The sequence below is a fragment of the Luteitalea sp. genome, from assembly GCF_022842525.1.
Lineage (GTDB): Bacteria > Acidobacteriota > Vicinamibacteria > Vicinamibacterales > Vicinamibacteraceae > Luteitalea.
On the sequence record NZ_JALHPM010000134.1, the window covers coordinates 1 to 18,524 of the forward strand.

Below are 18,524 nucleotides of genomic sequence, written 5' to 3' on the forward strand. Positions count from 1 at the left end.
CTGGGTGGTGTGGTGGGCGGCTTGCCGTCCGCGCCGCCGCCGCCGGCTCCGCCCCCGCCGCCGACCCAGCCGGTCCGCGTCGGTGGCAACATCGCCCCGCCGAAGAAGACACGCGACGTGAAGCCGGTGTACCCGCAGATCGCCCAGTCGGCCCGAGTGTCCGGCGTGGTGATCATCGAGGCCACCATCGGGCCGAGCGGCAAGGTGCAGAACGCGCGCGTGCTCCGCAGCATCCCGCTGCTGGATCAGTCCGCCCTCGACGCCGTGAAGCAGTGGGAGTACACGCCCACGCTCCTCAACGGCGTGCCGGTGCCGGTCATCATGACCGTCACGGTGAACTTTACGTTGCAGTAGTCACCTGGGTTCCCGCGTCCCGCCTGGCGGGGCACGGGGGCCTGTCATCGTCAAACAGCACGACCGGTCGTACTCTTCACGAACGATCAGTGGGTGTGTCTCCCGCAGCGGAGGCCCCCCAGGCAGTCATCCCCGGAGGGGTGGAGCGCAATGGGTGATCTGAATCTGATTCACATGTGGCAGCAGATGGGCTTCGTCGCCAAGGCCGTGGCGTACATCCTCTTCTTCATGTCCTTCTGGTCGGTGGGCGTGTTCGTCGAGCGGTGGTACACCTTCTCGCAGGCGCAGAAGCAGTCGAAGCTCTACGCGCCGCAGGTGGCCAAGCACCTCAAGGAAGGCCGCCTCAAGGACGCGATTGCCCTGTCGCAGTCGAAGAACTTCCGCTACAGCCACCTGGCCAAGGTCGTGCTCGCGGGTCTGCAGGAGTACCAGTTCCAGTCGGAGAGCGGGCAGCAGCTCACCCGTGACGACCTGCTCGACACGGTGCGTCGCGCCATCCAGCGCGCCACGGCGCTCACCGGCAACGACCTGAAGAAGGGCGTCTCGTCGCTCGCGACGATCGGGTCGACGGCACCGTTCGTCGGTCTGCTCGGCACGGTGGTCGGCGTCATCTCGGCCTTCCAGGGCATCGCGGCGACGGGCTCGGGCGGTATCGGTTCGGTGTCGGCCGGTATTTCGGAAGCGCTCGTCGAGACCGCGCTCGGTCTCGTCGTGGCCATCCCGGCGGTGTGGTTCTACAACTACCTGACGGGCCGCCTCGAGTACTTCAACGTCGAGATGGACAACAGCTCGTCGGAGATGGTCGACTACTTCGTCAAGAAGAGCAACTGAGGCTGATGGGGCCGGCCCTCGGGCCGGCCACTCGCATCAGGACCAGATGTGACGGGGGGCGTGCCGTTCGGCGCGTCCCCGCTGAGGAGAAGATGCCATGTCAATGAACGTGGGGGGCGGGAAGGGCGGCATCAAGGCCGACATCAACGTCACCCCCCTGGTCGACATCATGCTGGTGCTGCTCATCATCATGATGCTCATCGCGCCCCTGCTGCAGAAGGGCGTGAACGTGCGGCTGCCGCTCGCCGACAACACCACCGAGAAGCCGTCCACGCAGGACCAGACCGTGGTGCACGTCGACGCGCAGAAAGGTCTGTACGTCAACAACATCCAGGTCTCCGAGTCCGAGGCGGTGGATCGCATCAAGGCGGCGCTCGAAGAGAAGGAAGAGCGCATCGTCTACCTCAAGGCCGACACCGACGCCCCCTACTCGGCCATCATGAACATGATGGACAAGCTCCGCGAGGTCGGCATCGAGAACGTCGCGCTGATCACCGAGAGCAAGAAGAAGGCAGAAGGGGGAGGCGACTAGCATGTCAGCCCACAAGCACCACGGTGCCGAGACCATCCAGCGGAGTGCGACGCCGGAAACCAGCTCGGACATGAACGTGACGCCGCTGATCGACGTGCTGCTCGTGCTGCTCGTCATCTTCATGGCGGCGCTGCCCATGACCCAGAAGGGCACGGACATCAACCTGCCCCTCGAGACCAAGAGCGCCGAGCAGTCGTCCTCCGACACGCAGATCGTGTTGACGATGAACGCCGATCGCAGCCTCTCGGTCAACAACCAGGACGTCCCGATGGGCGAACTCCAGACGCGCCTCGCCGAGATCTTCGAGACGCGCAAGGAGAAGACGATGTTCATCCTCGGCGCGCCGACGCTGCCCTACGGCCACGTCGTGATGGCCATCGACGCCGCCCGTGGCGCCGGTGTCGACAAGGTCGGCATCGTCACCGAGGGCATGCGACGCGGTGGTGGCGGCGGCGACTAGCCTGCCGCGTCTCCGATGTCTGACAATGCCGGCCCACTAGGCCGGCATTGTCGTTTCTGGTGCCAAATGTCGTTCCGCTGACGGCCGGCTCGGAGAGCCGGCCCTACCCAACATGATCGATGCGCTGCTGTTCGACCTCGGCAATGTCCTGATCCGCTGGGACCCCCGTAACCACTACCGCGACCGCTTCGACACCCCGGAGGCGATGGAGCAGTTCCTCGCCGAGATCACGCCGGGGACGTGGAACCACGAGATGGACCTCGGCAAGCCGTTCGCGCAGGCGATCGCCGAGCGGAGCGCGTTGTATCCGGATCACGCCGCATTGCTGGCCGAATGGAAGTCCGGCTGGGAGCGCATGCTCGGCGGCGCCATCGAGGAGAGCGTGACGCTGCTGGAGGAGTTGCGGGCGCACGGCTATCGGGTCGCGGCGCTGACCAACTGGTCGGCAGAGACCTATCCGGTGGCAAGGACGCGCTTCCCGTTCCTCGACTGGTTCGAGGACGTCGTCATCTCCGGCGTCGAGGGCATCGCCAAGCCCGACCCCCGCGTGTTCCAGCTCGCGCTCGCGCGCACGGGCTTCGCCGCCGAACGTACCGTGTTCATCGACGACAACCTGCCAAACGTCGAGGCTGCGCGGGCGCTCGGCCTGCACACGGTGCACTTCACGTCGTCGGCGCAGTGTCGCGAGGAACTGCGGGCGATGGGCGTGCGATGCTGACGCGCAGCATCGCCAGCCAATCGGCCGCCGCACTCGCAGCCGGCTTCGTCCCCCGGAAAGCCGTTCGCTCGGCGTTGTGCGGGCAGGCACGGCGTGGGGACCCCCAGCCCCACGCCTGACACTCGCCTGCGCTCCGGCTTTCGTGATCGCGACGGGCGACTTCGCAGGCTACTCGCCACGGCGGCCGCCTGGCTGGCGTGGTCGGCGTCTCCCCGGTTGCCCGTTGCCGACCCCGACTCCCGACTCCCGTTTCCCGACTCCCCTTCCATATACTTCCCCCGTGCCGCCCGTCGTCATCGACAACCCGATCCTGAACGGCCCGTTCACGGAGCCGACGCGGCATTTTCGCTTCTCCGACGACGGCATCACGGACGAGGTGGTATCGGGACGCCGGGAGAGCGGCTACTTTCTCCCGATTGCCGCACCGCGCAAGAAGTCCGGGCAGTTGAAGTTCGACACCGAGTGGACCGAGGACCGGTTCCTCTCGAGCCCCCGCATCAACCGCATCCGCGAGCGGGTGCGGCAATGGCGTGAGGGCGGATACGTCGGCATCACACGCACGACGGCCCGGCTCCTCGAGTACTGGACCAATCCCGAGCGTGAGCGGAAGCTGTTCTTCTGCCAGCAGGAGGCGCTCGAGACCGCAATCTACCTGACCGAGGTGGCCGGTAGCTTCGGCGATGCGTGGATCGAGAACGAGCTTCGCGAGGAGAACGCCACCTTCAATGAGGGATTGCCACGTGTCGCCCTGAAGATGGCGACCGGCTCGGGCAAGACGGTCGTCATGGCGATGCTGATCGCCTGGCACGCGCTGAACAAGCTCGAAGAGCGACATGACAAGCGTTTCAGCGACGCCTTCCTGATCGTCTCGCCGGGCATCACCATCCGGGATCGCCTCCGAGTCCTGCTGCCACAGGATCCGTCCAACTACTACCGCGAACGCGACCTCGTCCCTGCGGACCTGGTGGAGCGTCTCGGCCAGGCGCGCATCGTCATCACCAACTACCACGCGTTCATGCTGCACGAGCGCGGCGATGCGGCGAAGCTCACGAAGACCATTCTGACGAAGGGCGCGCCGAGTCCGTTCACGGAGACACCCGATCAGATGGTGCGTCGTGTGTGCCGCGAACTGGGCGCGCGCAAGCAGGTCATCGTCCTCAACGACGAGGCGCATCACTGCTATCGAGGCAAGCCGAGGGCAGACGAGGAGAGGCTGACTGGCGAGGATCGCGTCGAAGCGAAGCAGCGGGAGGAAGAGGCTCGCGTGTGGATGAGCGGCCTCGAGGCCGTGCATCGGAAGCTTGGCATCCGCTCGGTGTACGATCTCTCGGCGACGCCGTTCTTCCTGCGTGGCAGCGGCTATCCGGAAGGGACGCTGTTTCCCTGGGTGGTCTCCGACTTCTCGCTCATCGACGCCATCGAATCGGGCATCGTCAAGGTGCCGCGCGTCCCCGTCGACTCGAACGCCATGACCGGTAATCTGCCGACGTATCGCGACCTCTGGTTGCGCATCCGCGACGACCTGCCGAAGAAGGGACGCCGGGGTGAACAGCGCGACGGTCCTCCGATGCTCCCCGCTGAACTCGAAGGGGCGTTGCGGTCGCTCTACGGGCACTACCGGCAGCAGTTCGAACGGTGGCAGGCCGACCCCGTGCGCCAGGCGGCTGGAGCGACACCCCCGGTCTTTGTCGTCGTGTGCAACAACACGTCCGTGTCCAAGCTCGTGTTCGACTACGTGGCGGGCTGGGGCCGCAGGCTGGCCGACGGCACCGAGGTGGTCGTGCCTGGCGAGTTGCCGCTCTTCAGTAACGTGGATGACGGCCGCTGGTCGTCACGACCGACGAGCATCCTCGTCGACTCCCGGCAACTGGAGTCCGGTGAGGCCATGAGCGACGAGTTCAAGCGCCTGGTGGCGACTGAGATCGAGGAGTTCAAGGCGGAGTACCGCCAGCGATTCCCCGGGCGGGACGCGGAGACGCTGACCGATGAGGACCTGCTGCGCGAGGTGATGAACACGGTGGGCAAGGCCGGCAAGCTCGGCGAGCAGGTCCGGTGCGTCGTGTCCGTCTCGATGCTCACGGAAGGATGGGACGCCAACACCGTGACCCACATCCTCGGCGTACGGGCGTTTGGCACCCAGCTGCTCTGCGAGCAGGTGGTGGGCCGTGGGCTGCGGCGGATGAGTTACGCCATCAATGCGGACGGACGCTTCGAGCCTGAGTACGCGGAGGTCTACGGCGTGCCGTTCTCGTTCATTCCGACCTCCGGGGCTGGCGAGGCGCCGCCGTCGGGGCCGCCGCACACGCGCGTCCGCGCGCTCGAGGACCGGATCGCGTGCGCCATCACGTTCCCCCGTCTCACCGGCTACCGGTTCGACACACCGACGGACCGGCTTGCCGCCACGTTCACGGACGACGCGCGGCTCTCGATCTCGACGGCTGACGTGCCCACGCACACCGTCAACGCGCCCATCATCGGCGAGTCGGCGGTACACACCCTCGACGACCTGCGGGCGCGGCGCGACGCCGAGATCCCGTTCGCGCTCGCGAAGCTGGTCACCGAGAAGTACTACACCGAACAGCCGTTCGTCTTTCCTCAGATACTCGGCATCGCGAAGCGCTGGGTGTCCGAGTGCCTGACGCTGAAGAACGCCCCCGATACCTTTCCACAACTGCTCCTGCTCTCCGAGTTCGCGCACGATGCCGCCGACCGCATCTACCGGGCCATCGTCGTGGCTCATGACGACGCGGCCAATCTCAAGCCGCTGCTGCGCAGCTACGATCCGGTCGGCAGCACGCGCTGGGTGGACTTCGATACCACGAAGCCGACGATGGTGACCCACTCCGGGAAGTGCCATGTGTCGCACGTGGTCGCCGATACCGGCTCGTGGGAGCAGAAGATGGCGCAGGTGTTCGAGGAACTCGACGAGGTCATCTGTTACGTCAAGAACCAGGGCCTGGGTTTCACGATTCCGTACACGCTGGCCGGCGAGTCTCGTCAGTATGTGCCCGACTTTCTCGTCCGCGCCAGGCCGGATCTCCACCTGATCGTGGAGGTCAGCGGCGAGGTGAGGAAGGACAAGGCGGCGAAGGTGGCCACGGCACGCACGCTGTGGGTGCCGGCAGTGAACAACCATGGTGGCTTTGGCCGCTGGGCCTTCGTCGAGGTCACGGATCCCTGGGATGCCAAAGGTGTCGTGAAGGCCGCAATCGATGAGGCCCTCGCCCTTGTGTAGCTGGCGGGCTTCCGCGTCCGCCAAGGCTACGGGGGACAAGTTGTCCGGCAGTATGCTTACGCCAGCACTGGGTGACCGAGACGCGCCATGACGCCACGCATTCCCGTTCCGCACGAGGCCATCGCCGATTTCTGCCAGCGATGGCAGGTGACGGAGTTCGCGTTGTTCGGCTCGGTGCTGCGCGACGATTTTGGTCCAGACAGCGACGTTGACGTCCTCGTCGCGTTCGCGCCTGAGGCGACGCACTCGCTGTTCGATCTCGTGCGCATGGAGGACGAGTTGCGCACCATCTTCGGGCGGTCGGTCGACCTCGTCACCCGACGCGCGGTGGAGCGGGCCGCCAACGAATGGCGGCGGAAGAACATCCTCGGTGCGCTTCTGCATGTCCCTCAGGCCTCCTGACCGCGTCCTTCTCGAAGACATGCTCGACTGGGCGCGGAAGGTCCAGCGCTTCGTGTCCGACGTGTCCCAGGTGGCGTTCCTCGATGATGAACGGACCCAGAGCGCCGTCATCCACGGATTGATCGTCATCGGCGAGATCGCGTCCCGGACGAGCGACGACACTCGCGCGGCGCTGCCGCAGCTGCCCTGGCACGAGGTCCGCGGCATGCGCAATCGACTGGCACACGACTACCTGGGCGTCGATGTCGACGAGGTCTGGCGGACCGCCACCGTCGACCTGCCCGAACTGGAACGACGGCTCCTCGTGGCCCTCGGCAGAGGCTGAATTCCGCATGGTCAAGAAGGTCAAGGCGCCCAAGCCGCCCACGCACGTCGAGGCGATCAAGCACAAGGACACGCGCAAGAACATCCCCACCGAGGAGCTGCGCGACTTCGTGGCCGCGGACGAGCGGGCGCCGAAGGAGATGCTGTACCCGCGCGATCCGTCGCTCGACCCGCAGCTCGTGTGGAAGGGCAAGGACGAGCAGGACCGCGCCGACCTGGCTGTGCCGGTGGTGCCCGTCTACATCCAGGAGAAGGTGCATCCGCAGGCGATCATCGAGCACCTGCGCACCACCGCGAAGGCAGGCGAGAAGGAGCCGGAGCTGTCGCTGTTCGACGACTTCAACGGCCTCGATGGCTTCGACAAGAAGGTCGACTTCTACAAATGGGACCAGCACTGGTCCAACCGGATGATCCTCGGCGACTCGCTGCTGGTCATGACCAGCCTCGCCGAGAAGGAAGCGCTCAAGGGCAAGGTCCAGATGATCTACCTGGACCCGCCGTACGGCATCAAGTTCGGCAGCAACTGGCAGGTCAGCACGCGCAAGCGCGACGTCAAGGACGGCAAGGTCGAGGACGCGACGCGCCAGCCCGAGCAGATCCGCGCCTTCCGCGACACGTGGAAGCTCGGCATCCACTCGTACCTTGCGTACCTGCGCGACAGACTCACCGTCGCCCGCGATTTGCTCACCGAGACCGGCAGCATCTTCGTGCAGATCGGCGACGAGAACGTGCACCTCGTGCGCAACGTGATGGACGAGGTGTTTGGCAGCGAGAACTTCGTTAGTCAAGTCACCTACTCGAAGACAAGTGGCGCGACGGTTGTACTCCTACCAGGTACCTCGGACTACCTGATCTGGTACGCAAAGTCGATCGACCGCGTGAAGTTCCGGCGACTGTACAAGGCGAAAGAGTTCGGCGGTGAAGGTGCGTCGAAGTACGACCAGCTGGAGCTCAGAGACGGCTCACGGCGTGCTCTTGCGCAGGGTGAAAGCCTCCCAGCGGGTTCCCGAGTATTTCGCCTCGACAATCTGATGAGCCAGAGTATGGGCCGTGAGAAGGGGGAGGGCGCTGCCTCGTGGTTCCCGGTCGCGATTGAGGGCAAGGAGTACAGGCCGAACGATCGGAGCCGCTGGAAGACGAACGAGGCAGGAATGGCGAAATTATTGATGTCTCGCCGAGTCGAAGTCACAGGACGAACCCTTGCCTACGTGCGCTTCCTGGACGACTTTTCTGCGTATCCGCTCTCCAATACGTGGACCGACATCGGCGGTATTCAAAGCAGAACGGATCCCAAGGTCTACGTGGTTCAAACGGCGACGACAGCGATCGAACGCTGCATGCTCATGACATCGGATCCCGGCGACCTTGTGCTCGATCCGACGTGCGGCTCAGGCACCACCGCGTACGTCGCAGAGCAGTGGGGACGACGCTGGATCACGTGCGATACGAGCCGGGTGGCGCTGACGCTCACGCGGACGCGGCTGATGGCGGGGCGCTTTCCGTGGTATCTGCTCGCCGATTCGCCGGAGGGACAGAAGAAGGAGGCCGAGCTCACCGGCAAGATGGCGCCGTCGTACAAGACCGACGGGGACATCCGCAAGGGCTTCGTCTACAAGCGCGTGCCGCACGTGACGCTGAAGTCGATTGCCAACAATCCCGACATCACGGAAGGCATGACGCGGTCGGAGATCGACGCCGCCATCCTCCGCCACGCCGACACCGAACTGCTGTACGACAAGCCGTACGAGGACAACAAGCGCATCCGCGTGACGGGGCCGTTCACCGTCGAGAGCCTGTCGCCGCACCGTGTGTTGCCCGCAGACGACGACCGTCCGCGCAGCGAGCAGGTGGCGCAGCGAGACGATGCGGCGGGGCAGTTCGAGACGATGATTCTCGACAACCTGCGCAAGGCCGGCGTGCAGAACACCGTCAAGGGCGAGCGGCTCGTGTTCGACCGGCTCGAGGCGCTCGCGGGCACGTGGCTCCATGCGGCAGGGGCATACACCGACGCCGACGGCAAGGTCCGCCGCGTTGCCGTCTCGATCGGGCCGGAGCACGGCACGGTCGGACCGCGCCAGGTGAAGGAAGCCGCCAAGGAAGCCGTGCTCGGCGTGGGCTACGACGTCCTGGTCGTGTGCGGCTTCGCGTTCGACCCACACGTCTCCGAGGAGGCGAAGCGCTACGGTGCACTGCAGGTGCTCACCGCGCGCATGAACCCCGACCTGAGCATGGGTGACGAACTGCTCAAGAAGACCGGCGCCGGCAACCTCTTCATGGTCTTCGGCGAGCCCGACGTCGACATCGCGCCCGTGGACGTGGCCGGCAATCTCCAGGTCACCCTCAAGGGCGTGGACGTGTACGACCCGACGACCGGTCAGGTGCGCAGCAACAGCACCGACGATGTCGCCTGCTGGTTCATCGACACCAACTACGACGGCGAGAGCTTCTTTGTGCGGCACGCCTACTTCACGGGTGCCGACGAGCCCTACGAGAAGTTGAAGCGTGCGCTGCGCGCCGAGATCGACGAGGCGGCGTGGTCGACGCTGTACAGCACCGTGAGCCGCCCGTTCGCCCCTCCCGAGACCGGGAGGATCGCCGTCAAGGTGATCAACCACTACGGCGACGAGGTGTTGAAGGTGTTCACGCTGGCCTGACAGTTTCTGCCATCGATGCGCCCTGCATTCTGCACTCTGAATGGCCGCGAAGCGCGCCTCAATTGCTCCTGTACAGCGCCAGCATCGTCAGATCGTCGAGCAGCACGTGTGGTGTGGCCGCCGTGTGCAGATGCGTGGCGATACGCGACTCGTTGTCGAAGGCCAGCGTGCGGTCGGCGCCGGCCTCCGGCAGGTCGGCCGGCGAGAAGGGCGTTGTCGCCGTGACGCGCACCGCTGCCTGCAGGTTGGCCATCAGCAACGCCGCCGCCGCACCCTTGCCCGACACGTCGGCGATGCAGAGCCCCGCGTGGTCCTCGTCGATGCGCCAGAGATCGTGGTAGTCGCCGCCGATCATCCGCGCCGGCTGCCAGTGCCCCGCCGACGTGTATCCCGGGAGGGCGGGCAACGTCTTGGGCAGGAGGCCCAGCTGCATCTCCTTGGCTCGCACGAACTCTTCGTGCTGTCCTTCGACGGTGGCCTCGAGCGCGGCTCGCTTCTCGGCACTCATCGTCCCGATGACGCCGGCGATGACCGACACCAGAACACTGAGCTCGATGGCGTTGCGCCCGACCAGCCAGGTCTGCCCGCGGGTGAACGGACCGAACGCTTCGCTGACGCCGAACAGCACCAGGGTCGCCACGCTTCCGGCGACGACGCCGATCAGTCCGAAGGCGAGCAGCAGCGCCAGATAGCCCTGCGGTTGCGGCAACGACGCCAGGCGTCGCGCCACGACCGGCACGGCAAAGCGGACCATGTTGCCGGCGATCGACGCGTAGATGACGGTGATCAGCCCCGTCTGCAGGATCCCGGACCACCGGAGAAGACCACGATCAGGGCCGTCATCGTCACCGCGATGAGCACCGTCTCGCGCTCGAGGGCGAGCACCTCGCGCAGCGTCATGCTGTGCAGCATGACGTGGGGGCCCGCCGAGGTGTTCCCGTCCGGCGCAACGACAAAAGGGGCGGACATCGGTCGATGTCCGCCCCTTCCCGAGTCCTGAGCCTCGAGCCCAGAGCCCGTTGTTCTGAGCCCTGAGCCGTGAGCCCTGAGCCTAGAACAGGTACCGCAGCATGATCTGGAACCGGTACACGTCGCCGAGGCCGGCGGTGGGTTCCAGCGAGCGCGTCATCAGCTCGTTGTTGATGACGCGGAGACGGTACTGCGCACGACCGGCGGCGTCGGCCACGCCGCCCTGGGCGGCCGAAGGCACGATGAGCGGCTGGTTGTTGATCAGGCGCTGACCGATGCCCCAGTCTTCGTTGATCATGTTGCCGACGTTGAGGAAGTCGGCGCGAATCTGGAACGAGTGGCGATGGCCGCGAATGGTCGCGAAGAAGTCCTGCGCGACGCTGAAGTCGAGGCGGTGCACCATCGGCAGGAAGATGGCACCGCGCTCGGCGTACTGCCCGCGAATGCCGCTCAGGTACGAATCCTGCGCGATGTAGGCGTCCCACGCCGCGGCCTGCTCGGCGGCCGTGTACAGGCGGGTGCCGACGCTGAACGGCTGGAAGTTCATCTCCGACTGATCGCGCGCCACGTAGTACAGGTCGTTCTGGAAACCGCCGTCGCCGTTCAGGTCACCGGCAAAGGTGTAGGTCGTCGAGCCGTTGGTGCGCGACTCCCAGAAGAACGAGAAGGACGTGCCGCCGAACTTGAAGTACTCCTTCGTGTACGACCCCGCCAGGAAGAAGCGGTGCCCGGGCGAGCCCCCGGCGTAGCCGAGGCCCGGGTTGTTCGGGTCGCCGGCGTGCTGGTTGTTGTTCCACGACCCGAAGGCGATCGAGCCCGGGTCGACGGTGTTGCGCGCCTCGCCGTAGCTGTAGGCCCCCTTGAGGAAGCCGCCGCTGAAGTTCTTGGCCAGCGTGCCGGCGAGGTTCCACGACCGGCCGACGTTCTGGTTCTTCAGCACCACGGCGTTGGACACGTTGGCGACGATGCGGCTGTTGGTCCAGCGCGGCCGGGCATCAGCGCCGGTGAAGGCCGTCTGGGCCGCCGGCAGGTTGGCGTTGATGTAGTACACGCCGTTGACGTCACGGTTGTAGATGTACTCCGCCGTGCCAACCAGGCCGAATGGCAGGCGCTGATCGACGGCGATGTTGGTACGCCACAACTGCGGAAACCTGAAGTCCGGATCGGTGAGGGCCAGCTCGTAGGCAGACGCGGGCGCACCGGTGACGTTGGCGGGTTTGTAGGCGTTCGGGCTCGGGTTGAACGGACGAGCCGTGGTGTTGTCCTGCTGTTCGAACCCGGTCAGCACACCGGTGTTGCCGATCTGGTTCGAGATCCACACGTAGGCCGGACGCCCCGTGAACACGCCCGTGCCGCCACGGACCTGCGTGTTGCGTGCCTCGTCGACCGCCCAGTTGAAGCCGGCGCGCGGCGACCACAGGATGTTCGGATCAGGAAGCTTGGCCGTGGAGTACTGCACCGGGGAGCCGTCTTCCTGACGGAACGTGAGGGCGTCGGCGCTGGCGTTCTGATAGCCCGTGTCGCCGAATCGCGGCACGTCGAAGCGCAGCCCCGCGGTGATTTTCAGGTTGTCACGCACGGCCCACTCATCCTGCGCATAGGCACCGGCGTACAGCACCTCGAGCGGCTGGACCGGCTCGTCCTGCCCCGGGATGTTGCTCCAGCGCACCTGGAAGCGCCGCAGGTTCACCGGCGACACGGTCCGATTCGGGTTGCGCAGGTAGTCGTTGGCGTCCGTGTAGAAGTCGGCCAGCGAGTTGTAGACATAGGCGCCCTGCGACCCCGGGAAGAACACATTGGTCGAGTCGTAGCGCTCCATCGTGCCGCCGAAGGTCAGCGTGTGCTTGTTGGCGAACTTGGTGAAGTTGTTCTGCAGCTGGAAGGTGTTGTACTTCAGCTGGTTGGCCGGCGAGAACGGCTCGAAGCCGAACGACGTGTAGGTCGTGCCGGCGTCGAGGATGTCGACCAGCGGAAACAGTTCGCCGGAGCCGCGCACGGCACGGTCCTCGTTCTGCTTCGTGTAACCGATGATGAACGAATTGGCCATGGAGTTGCCGAAGGTGGCGTTCCACTCACCGATGGCTGAGCGGATCTCTTCCTTCTGCTGGTAATTCGTGTTCTGGAAGTTCAGGGCCTGCGTGCTGGTCCGACGGCTGCCGAAGCCGAGTGACGACGAGTTGCTCGCGAGCACGTCGCTGATCGAGTCGAGGTGCGTGTAGCGGAACGTCACCTTGTTGCTCGTGCTCAGGTTGTAGTCGCCCTTGATCAGGTAGCGTCGCGCCGGAACTTCGTGGTCGTAGCCCTGGTAGCCGCCCGTCTGGTAGCCGAAGTTGCTCGCCAGGAAGGTGCTCAGGGCGTCGAGATCGCTAGCGAGCACTCGCGTCGTGCCGCCGACGGCCGGCTCGCCGCCATTGTTGGCGCGGAACGTCGTACCCGGCTCGGTCAGCGACTCGTCTTCGACGTTGAAGAAGAAGAAGGCCTTGTTCTTCCAGATCGGGCCCGACACCCAGCCGCCGGTGTTGGCGAACTCGAAGGTGCCGACGTTGACGACGTTGGCGCCCGCCTGCGTGCCGACCATGCTGTCGTCACGGAACTGCCGATACAGCGAGCCATGGAACGTGTTGCCACCGCTGCGCGTGATCGTGTTGATGCCCGCCCCGACGAAGTTGCCCTGACGGACGTCGAACGGCGCCACGTTGACCTGGATCTGCTCGACCGCCTGCGGCGAGATCGGTGCGACGCCGGTCCGATCGCCGGGCGCGTTGGCCAGGCCGAACGAGTTGTTGAAGTAGGAGCCGTCCACCGTGATGTTGTTCAGGCGCGAGTCCTGGCCGACGAACGACGACCCGCTCGCCTGCGGCGTCAGGCGCGTGAAGTTCTCGAGCCGGTTGCTGATGTTGGGCAGCTGCTGGATCATGTCGCGCGACAGCGTCGTCGCCGCGCCGGTGCGCTGGGTGCTGAACACCGTGTCGGTCGAGGCGGTCACGGTGACCGACTCCTCGACGGCGATGTCCTTCACCTGGGCGTTGGCGTCCGTCGTCACGCCGAGGTTGACGACGAGGTCTTCGCGCGTGTAGGGCTCGAAGGCACTGGCGCCGCCGGTGTAGGTCACCGTCAGCACGTAGGGACCGCCCACGCGCATGTTCGGGAAGAAGTACCGGCCGTCCTCGCGCGTCGTCGTCTCGTAATTGGTGCCGGACGGCGTGTGAATCGCGATCACGGTCGCGCCGGCCACGGGCGCACCCGCCACGTTGGTCACCACGCCGCCGAGCGAGCCGGTGGTCACACCCTGGGCCCGGGCCTCACCCGTGGCGCAGACCAGCGCCAGGACGGCCGCCAGGGCCAGCACCGGCGCCTGCCACCATGCGTCGTGCGCGCGAGACGGGCGCGTCGATCGCATTTCACGCATTCGCTGAAACGCACTCACCATGAATCTCTCCTCATTGAACATGGCGGCCAGGCTCGGAAGCCGGCCCAACCCAGAACACGGTGGCCGGGCTCGAGAGCCGGGCCTTACACCACTGCGGGAATGACGTGCCGCGCCAGGGGACCGGCCGGCGACTGCCACACCGCCCCAGGAACGGGCGGGAAACTAGACCGCTGACGAGCCTACCAGCGACGTGTTTCGCGCGCGTAAACAGATGAGCGCGAGCGGGGGCCAACGGTGTCGTGCGGGCGAACAAAAAACGGGGGCCGACGCGACCGCGTCGACCCCCGTGGGTGTGGCTTCCCGCCCCTGGGCGGACTACTCGGACTTCTTGGCGGCCTTGGCGGCGGCGGCCGCGGCGGCGTCCGCCTCACCCTGCAGGCGATTGCGCGTCTCGATGGCGCGGTCACGCAGGGTCGTCGCTTCCTTCAGCAGCTCCTGCTGCCTGGCCGGGCTCTTCTCGATGAGGGCCTGCTGGCGCAGCAGCAGGTTCTTCATCACGAGGGCCTCGACATAGTCGGCGTTGATGCTGATGGCCTTGGTCGAGGCCTCGAGGCCGCGCTTGATGTACTCGGCCTTGGTCGCCGGCTTGAGCGTGTAGTCCTTGCGGACCTTCTCTTCGAAGTAGCCGGCCACCGTGTGGTAGGCCTCGGGGTTGTTCGGCTCGATCTGGATGCGGCTCTCGAACGCTTCCATCGTCTTCTCGAAGTTGCCCTGGCGGTTGTAGAAGCCGGCCAGCTGGAGCTGGACGTCGACGTTGCCGGGCGCCATGTCGCGGGCCCGCGACAGCATCTGCTCGGCTTCCTCGACGCGTCCGGCGTCCTCGTAGAGCTTGGCGAGACCGAAGTACGGGTTGATGTCCTTCGGATCGAGGGCGACGATCTGCTGCCCGACGGCCTCGGCCTTGTCCGGCGCGTTCAGCTTCTCGGGACCGTAGAGGCCCACGAGGTACTCGAGGCTGCGCTTCTTGAAGATGGCGCCCTGGCCCTCTCGCGAGGCCGGGTCGATCTGCTCGAAGGCGAGCTTGTAGTACTTCTCGGCTTCAGGCAGGTGGGCGTCGTTCTCCGGCTGTCCCTTGCGCGTGAACTTGAACGCGTTGTCGTGGGAATTGGCCAGATAGAAGTACGCGTACGGGCGGTACTCGAACTCGTGCTTGACGGCCTCTTCGAGTTCCTCGATTGCCGTGCGGTAGTTCTGCTGTTGGTACGCTCCGATGCCGTCCTTGAACGCCATCTGTGCCGCGACCTTCCCGCAAGCGGTCAGCGAGAGGCTCAAACCGGCGATCGTCACGAGCCGGACAATGGTCAACCGCGTCGACATTGATCTACTCCTTGCACGCCCGCTCATGCGGGTGCTCGCGGACCCTGAACCCGAGTCGGCCCTGTGCGTCAAGCATGAGGACGGGAATCGGCCGCGAACGTCGGCCCTGGTCGATTCCTTGCGGAAAATCATGGCGAGTATAAAGACCGTCTCTGCAACGGTCAAGGCACCCGTGGGCTATGATCCACTGGACGCCCTGCTCCCTGTAACGAGCGTTAGACACCGCGCCCCATGATTCGGTTCGAGGACCTGGTCGACAAGGTCCGCAGCTACAGCCCCGACGCCGATCTCGAGTTGCTCCGGCGGGCCTACGTGTTCTCCGCCCGGGAGCACAAGGGGCAGGTCCGCCACTCCGGCGAGCCCTACCTCGTGCATCCCCTCGAGGTGGCCAACCTGCTGGCGGACATGCGTTTGGACGCCGTGGCGGTGGCCGCTGGCCTGCTCCACGACGTGGTCGAGGACACCCTCACCACGATCGAGCGCGTCGCCGAGCTGTTCGGTCCCGAGGTCGCCCATGTCGTCGAGGGCGTCACGAAGCTCTCGAGCATCCCGTTCTCCTCCAGGGAGGCCCAGCAGGCCGAGAACTTTCGCCGGATGTTCCTGGCGATGGTCGACGACATCCGGGTCATCCTGGTGAAGCTGGCCGACCGGCTCCACAACATGCGCACCCTCGGGCACGTCCCCGACGAGAAGCGTGAGCGGATCGCCCGGGAGACGCTGGACATCTACGCGCCCATCGCCAACCGGCTGGGCATGAGCAAGGTCAAGAACGAGCTCGAGGAACTGTCGTTCAAGGCCCTCGAGCCGCGGGCCTACGAGGAGCTGCGCGACAAGGTCGACCAGCGCCGACGCACGACCCAGGGCCTCATCGAGGAACTGCGCGGCACCATCCTCTCCAAGCTCGAGGAGGCGCAGGTGCCGGTCGTCTCCATCGACGGCCGCATCAAGCGCCTGTACAGCATCTACCTCAAGCTGCATCGCCAACGCATCGATCTCGACCAGGTCTACGACCTCGTCGCGCTGCGGGTGGTGACCACCAGCGTCAAGGACTGCTACGCGGTGCTCGGCATCGTCCACCAGACCTGGCAACCCGTGCCGGAGCGCATCAAGGACTTCATCGCGATGCCGCGGCCCAACGGCTACCAGTCCCTGCACACGTCGGTCATCAGCGACCGCGGGCTGCCGTTCGAGATCCAGATCCGCACCGAGGAGATGCACCGTGTGGCCGAGGAAGGCATCGCGGCGCACTGGAAGTACAAGGAGGGCCGCGTCGGGGCCCAGCGCGACGAGCAGTACTTCAAGTGGCTGCGGCAACTGCTCGAGTGGCAACAGGACGTGCGCGACCCGCACGAGTTCATCGCCTCACTGAAGATCGAGCTGTACCCCGAGGAAATCTACTGCTTCACGCCGGGGGGCGAGCTCAAGGAACTGCCGCGCGACGCCACCATCGTCGACTTCGCCTACGCGGTCCACACCGACGTCGGTCATCGATGCGTCGGCGGCCGGGTCAACGGCAAGATGGCGCCGCTGCGCCACCCGCTGAAGAACGGCGACATCGTCGAGATCCTGACCCAGTCCGGCCACAAGCCGAGCCGCGACTGGCTGTCGTTCGTCAAGACCTCGCGCGCCCGGAACAAGATCCGCCACTTCATCCAGCTCGAAGAAAAGACCCGGTCGGTCGAACTGGGCCGGAAGCTGTTCGAGAAGGAAGCCCGGCGCTACGACATCAACCCGAAGAACATCCCGGCCGAGGCGTGGCAGAAGGTCGCGTCGGAATCGGGGAGCCAGAAACCGGACGACCTGCTCGCGGCGGTGGGCTGGGGCAAGATGACGGCGCGCCTCCTGCTCGGCAAGCTGATGCCGGCCGAGGAACTCAAGGAGAAGGCGCCCGACGCCGGCCTCTTCGCCACGGTGCGCAAGGTCCTGCGGCCGCGCGCCGCCGGCGAAGACAAGATCCGCGTGCGCGGCGCCGACGATCTGCTCGTCTTCCGCGCCAGGTGCTGCAACCCGATCAAGGGCGAGAAGATCGTCGGCTACATCACGCGTGGCAAGGGCGTGTCGGTCCACTCGGCGTCGTGCCGCAACGTCACGAACCTGATGTACGACCCGGAGCGCCGCATCGAGGTCGAGTGGGACTCGGGCGACGACCCCAGCGCACCCTACACCGTGCGCCTCAGTATCCAGGTCGAGGATCGCCGCGGCATGCTGGCCGCCATCAGCAGCCAGGTCTCGGCGATCAACACCAACATCCGCACCATGGAAGCGACGACGGTGCAGGAGCAGGGGTTCATCGAGATGACCGTCGAGATCCAGGATGTGAAGCACCTGGACAAGGTCATCCGCGCGGTGAAGGGGTTGCCGGGCGTGCTCAACGTCGAGCGGCATGCCGGCGGTACGGCGGAAGAACGCGCCTCGTGAACAATTCAGAATGCAGCATTCACAATGAAGCGCGGGGCCAGCAACGCCAGCTCGGCCAGCGACTGTTCTCGGCGTGTCGAGCTGCCCTGCATTGTGAATGCTGAATGACAGCGACGCGCGCCTGAATTGTCCTTACGGCAGCAGCGCGATGGCTTCGATCTCCACGCGGACGTCGCGCGGGAGGCGCGAGACCTGGACGGTGGAGCGGGCTGGAGCGGGCGTCTCGAACGCGGTCGCGTAGACCTCGTTCATCGCCGTGAAGTCGGCGAGATCGATCAGGAACACCGTGGTCTTGACCACCGCGCCCATCGAGACTCCCGCGGCCGACAGCACGCCGGCCATGTTGTCGAGGACGCGGCGCGTCTGCGCCCGCACGTCGCCCGCCACCACCTCGCCTGTGGCCGGATCGAGGGGGATCTGACCGGACAGGAAGAGGAAGTTGCCCGCGCGGATGGCCTGGGAGTACGGGCCGATGGCCTGCGGGGCGTCGGGCGAGGAGACCGACGCGCGCGTGGACACGATCAGGCCGCCTTGGTGATCTTGCCGGACCGGATGCAGCGCGTGCACACCTTCAGACGCTTGGCGGCGCCGTTGACCAGCGCACGGACCGACTGCAGGTTCGGGTTGAACCGGCGAGACGACACGTTGTGCGCGTGGCTGATGTTGTTGCCGAACGTGGGACCCTTGCCGCAGACTTCGCAACGATTAGCCATGACTCAATGCTGGTGCGCGACCTCGGCCTGACCTGCAGGAGGAGCCTCGGAGGAAACCCCGCCGGGCGCGCGAACCACCGAGTGTACCACAGGAATTCAGGCCGACTTCGCTGACATTCATCATGAAAAATGCCGCGCGGGTCAGCAGCGCTGGTCAGGGCACCGCC

Annotated in this window: 16 protein-coding genes; 10 read left to right on the plus strand and 6 right to left on the minus strand. The window is 65.8% G+C overall.

From position 1 onward, the window contains the following. The 9 genes from Q0C41_RS21880 to Q0C41_RS21920 form a co-directional block, all read left to right on the plus strand. Positions 1–354, plus strand: a 354-nt coding sequence (locus Q0C41_RS21880) for an energy transducer TonB (protein WP_291987478.1), incomplete at its 5' end; no start/stop codon positions are given. A 150-nt stretch (positions 355–504) separates the two neighbouring features. Continuing rightward, positions 505–1,185: a MotA/TolQ/ExbB proton channel family protein gene (locus Q0C41_RS21885; protein ID WP_234800604.1), complete on the plus strand. Its 681-nt coding sequence runs from the start codon at positions 505–507 to the stop codon at positions 1,183–1,185. Between the two features lie 97 nt (positions 1,186–1,282). Next, positions 1,283–1,717: a biopolymer transporter ExbD gene (locus tag Q0C41_RS21890; RefSeq protein WP_291987480.1), complete on the plus strand. Its 435-nt coding sequence runs from the start codon at positions 1,283–1,285 to the stop codon at positions 1,715–1,717. Between the two features lies 1 nt (position 1,718). Next, a complete protein-coding gene (locus Q0C41_RS21895) occupies positions 1,719–2,177 on the plus strand; it encodes a biopolymer transporter ExbD (protein WP_291987482.1) in 459 nt (152 codons plus the stop codon). A 112-nt stretch (positions 2,178–2,289) separates the two neighbouring features. Further along, complete coding sequence (locus Q0C41_RS21900) at positions 2,290–2,895, plus strand: HAD family phosphatase (protein ID WP_291987483.1); 606 nt, start codon at positions 2,290–2,292, stop codon at positions 2,893–2,895. Positions 2,896–3,175: 280 nt separating this feature from the next. Next, on the plus strand, positions 3,176–6,130 hold the full coding sequence (locus Q0C41_RS21905) for a BPTD_3080 family restriction endonuclease (protein ID WP_291987484.1): 2,955 nt from the start codon (positions 3,176–3,178) through the stop codon (positions 6,128–6,130). Positions 6,131–6,217: 87 nt separating this feature from the next. Further along, positions 6,218–6,532: a nucleotidyltransferase family protein gene (locus Q0C41_RS21910; protein ID WP_291987485.1), complete on the plus strand. Its 315-nt coding sequence runs from the start codon at positions 6,218–6,220 to the stop codon at positions 6,530–6,532. Continuing rightward, positions 6,513–6,857: a DUF86 domain-containing protein gene (locus Q0C41_RS21915; protein WP_291987486.1), complete on the plus strand. Its 345-nt coding sequence runs from the start codon at positions 6,513–6,515 to the stop codon at positions 6,855–6,857. Before Q0C41_RS21910 ends, Q0C41_RS21915 begins: the two co-directional genes overlap by 20 nt. Positions 6,858–6,864: 7 nt before the next feature. Further along, entirely contained in the window at positions 6,865–9,510 is a 2,646-nt protein-coding gene (locus Q0C41_RS21920; RefSeq protein WP_291987487.1) for a site-specific DNA-methyltransferase, read from the plus strand. A 58-nt stretch (positions 9,511–9,568) separates the two neighbouring features. Here Q0C41_RS21920 and Q0C41_RS21925 read toward each other — a convergent pair whose 3' ends face one another. The 4 genes from Q0C41_RS21925 to Q0C41_RS21940 form a co-directional block, all read right to left on the minus strand. Then, positions 9,569–10,264 carry a SpoIIE family protein phosphatase gene (locus Q0C41_RS21925; RefSeq protein ID WP_291987488.1) on the minus strand — a complete coding sequence of 232 codons (696 nt, stop codon included), beginning with the start codon at positions 10,262–10,264 and terminating at the stop codon, positions 9,569–9,571. Positions 10,265–10,296: 32 nt separating this feature from the next. Next, positions 10,297–10,422 (minus strand): hypothetical protein, encoded by a 126-nt coding sequence (locus Q0C41_RS21930; protein WP_291987489.1) that lies wholly within the window; start codon positions 10,420–10,422, stop codon positions 10,297–10,299. Positions 10,423–10,561: 139 nt separating this feature from the next. After that, complete coding sequence (locus tag Q0C41_RS21935) at positions 10,562–13,879, minus strand: TonB-dependent receptor (RefSeq protein ID WP_291987490.1); 3,318 nt, start codon at positions 13,877–13,879, stop codon at positions 10,562–10,564. Positions 13,880–14,224: 345 nt separating this feature from the next. Next, a complete protein-coding gene (locus Q0C41_RS21940; protein WP_291987491.1) occupies positions 14,225–15,226 on the minus strand; it encodes a tetratricopeptide repeat protein in 1,002 nt (333 codons plus the stop codon). Between the two features lie 231 nt (positions 15,227–15,457). Here Q0C41_RS21940 and Q0C41_RS21945 point away from each other — a divergent pair, with 231 nt between their 5' ends. Next, positions 15,458–17,644: a bifunctional (p)ppGpp synthetase/guanosine-3',5'-bis(diphosphate) 3'-pyrophosphohydrolase gene (locus tag Q0C41_RS21945; RefSeq protein WP_291987492.1), complete on the plus strand. Its 2,187-nt coding sequence runs from the start codon at positions 15,458–15,460 to the stop codon at positions 17,642–17,644. A gap of 132 nt (positions 17,645–17,776) precedes the next feature. Here Q0C41_RS21945 and Q0C41_RS21950 read toward each other — a convergent pair whose 3' ends face one another. Then, positions 17,777–18,166 carry a RidA family protein gene (locus Q0C41_RS21950; RefSeq protein WP_367079292.1) on the minus strand — a complete coding sequence of 130 codons (390 nt, stop codon included), beginning with the start codon at positions 18,164–18,166 and terminating at the stop codon, positions 17,777–17,779. After that, positions 18,166–18,357, minus strand: coding sequence for a 50S ribosomal protein L28 (gene rpmB, locus Q0C41_RS21955; RefSeq protein ID WP_291987494.1), 192 nt, complete (start codon positions 18,355–18,357; stop codon positions 18,166–18,168). Before rpmB ends, Q0C41_RS21950 begins: the two co-directional genes overlap by 1 nt. Between the last annotated feature and the right edge of the window lie 167 nt (positions 18,358–18,524).

Excerpts from the sequence above, each read along its gene's own strand:
- Q0C41_RS21920 (WP_291987487.1), top strand. The coding sequence starts at position 6,865 with ATGGTCAAGAAGGTCAAGGCGCCCAAGCCGCCCACGCACGTCGAGGCG.
- Q0C41_RS21915 (WP_291987486.1), top strand. The coding sequence starts at position 6,513 with ATGTCCCTCAGGCCTCCTGACCGCGTCCTTCTCGAAGACATGCTCGAC.
- Q0C41_RS21940 (WP_291987491.1), bottom strand. The coding sequence starts at position 15,226 with ATGTCGACGCGGTTGACCATTGTCCGGCTCGTGACGATCGCCGGTTTG.
- Q0C41_RS21900 (WP_291987483.1), top strand. The coding sequence starts at position 2,290 with ATGATCGATGCGCTGCTGTTCGACCTCGGCAATGTCCTGATCCGCTGG.
- Q0C41_RS21885 (WP_234800604.1), top strand. The coding sequence starts at position 505 with ATGGGTGATCTGAATCTGATTCACATGTGGCAGCAGATGGGCTTCGTC.
- Q0C41_RS21925 (WP_291987488.1), bottom strand. The coding sequence starts at position 10,264 with ATGGTCCGCTTTGCCGTGCCGGTCGTGGCGCGACGCCTGGCGTCGTTG.
- rpmB (WP_291987494.1), bottom strand. The coding sequence starts at position 18,357 with ATGGCTAATCGTTGCGAAGTCTGCGGCAAGGGTCCCACGTTCGGCAAC.
- Q0C41_RS21890 (WP_291987480.1), top strand. The coding sequence starts at position 1,283 with ATGTCAATGAACGTGGGGGGCGGGAAGGGCGGCATCAAGGCCGACATC.
- Q0C41_RS21945 (WP_291987492.1), top strand. The coding sequence starts at position 15,458 with ATGATTCGGTTCGAGGACCTGGTCGACAAGGTCCGCAGCTACAGCCCC.
- Q0C41_RS21910 (WP_291987485.1), top strand. The coding sequence starts at position 6,218 with ATGACGCCACGCATTCCCGTTCCGCACGAGGCCATCGCCGATTTCTGC.
- Q0C41_RS21895 (WP_291987482.1), top strand. The coding sequence starts at position 1,719 with ATGTCAGCCCACAAGCACCACGGTGCCGAGACCATCCAGCGGAGTGCG.
- Q0C41_RS21930 (WP_291987489.1), bottom strand. The coding sequence starts at position 10,422 with ATGCTGCACAGCATGACGCTGCGCGAGGTGCTCGCCCTCGAGCGCGAG.
- Q0C41_RS21935 (WP_291987490.1), bottom strand. The coding sequence starts at position 13,879 with ATGCGATCGACGCGCCCGTCTCGCGCGCACGACGCATGGTGGCAGGCG.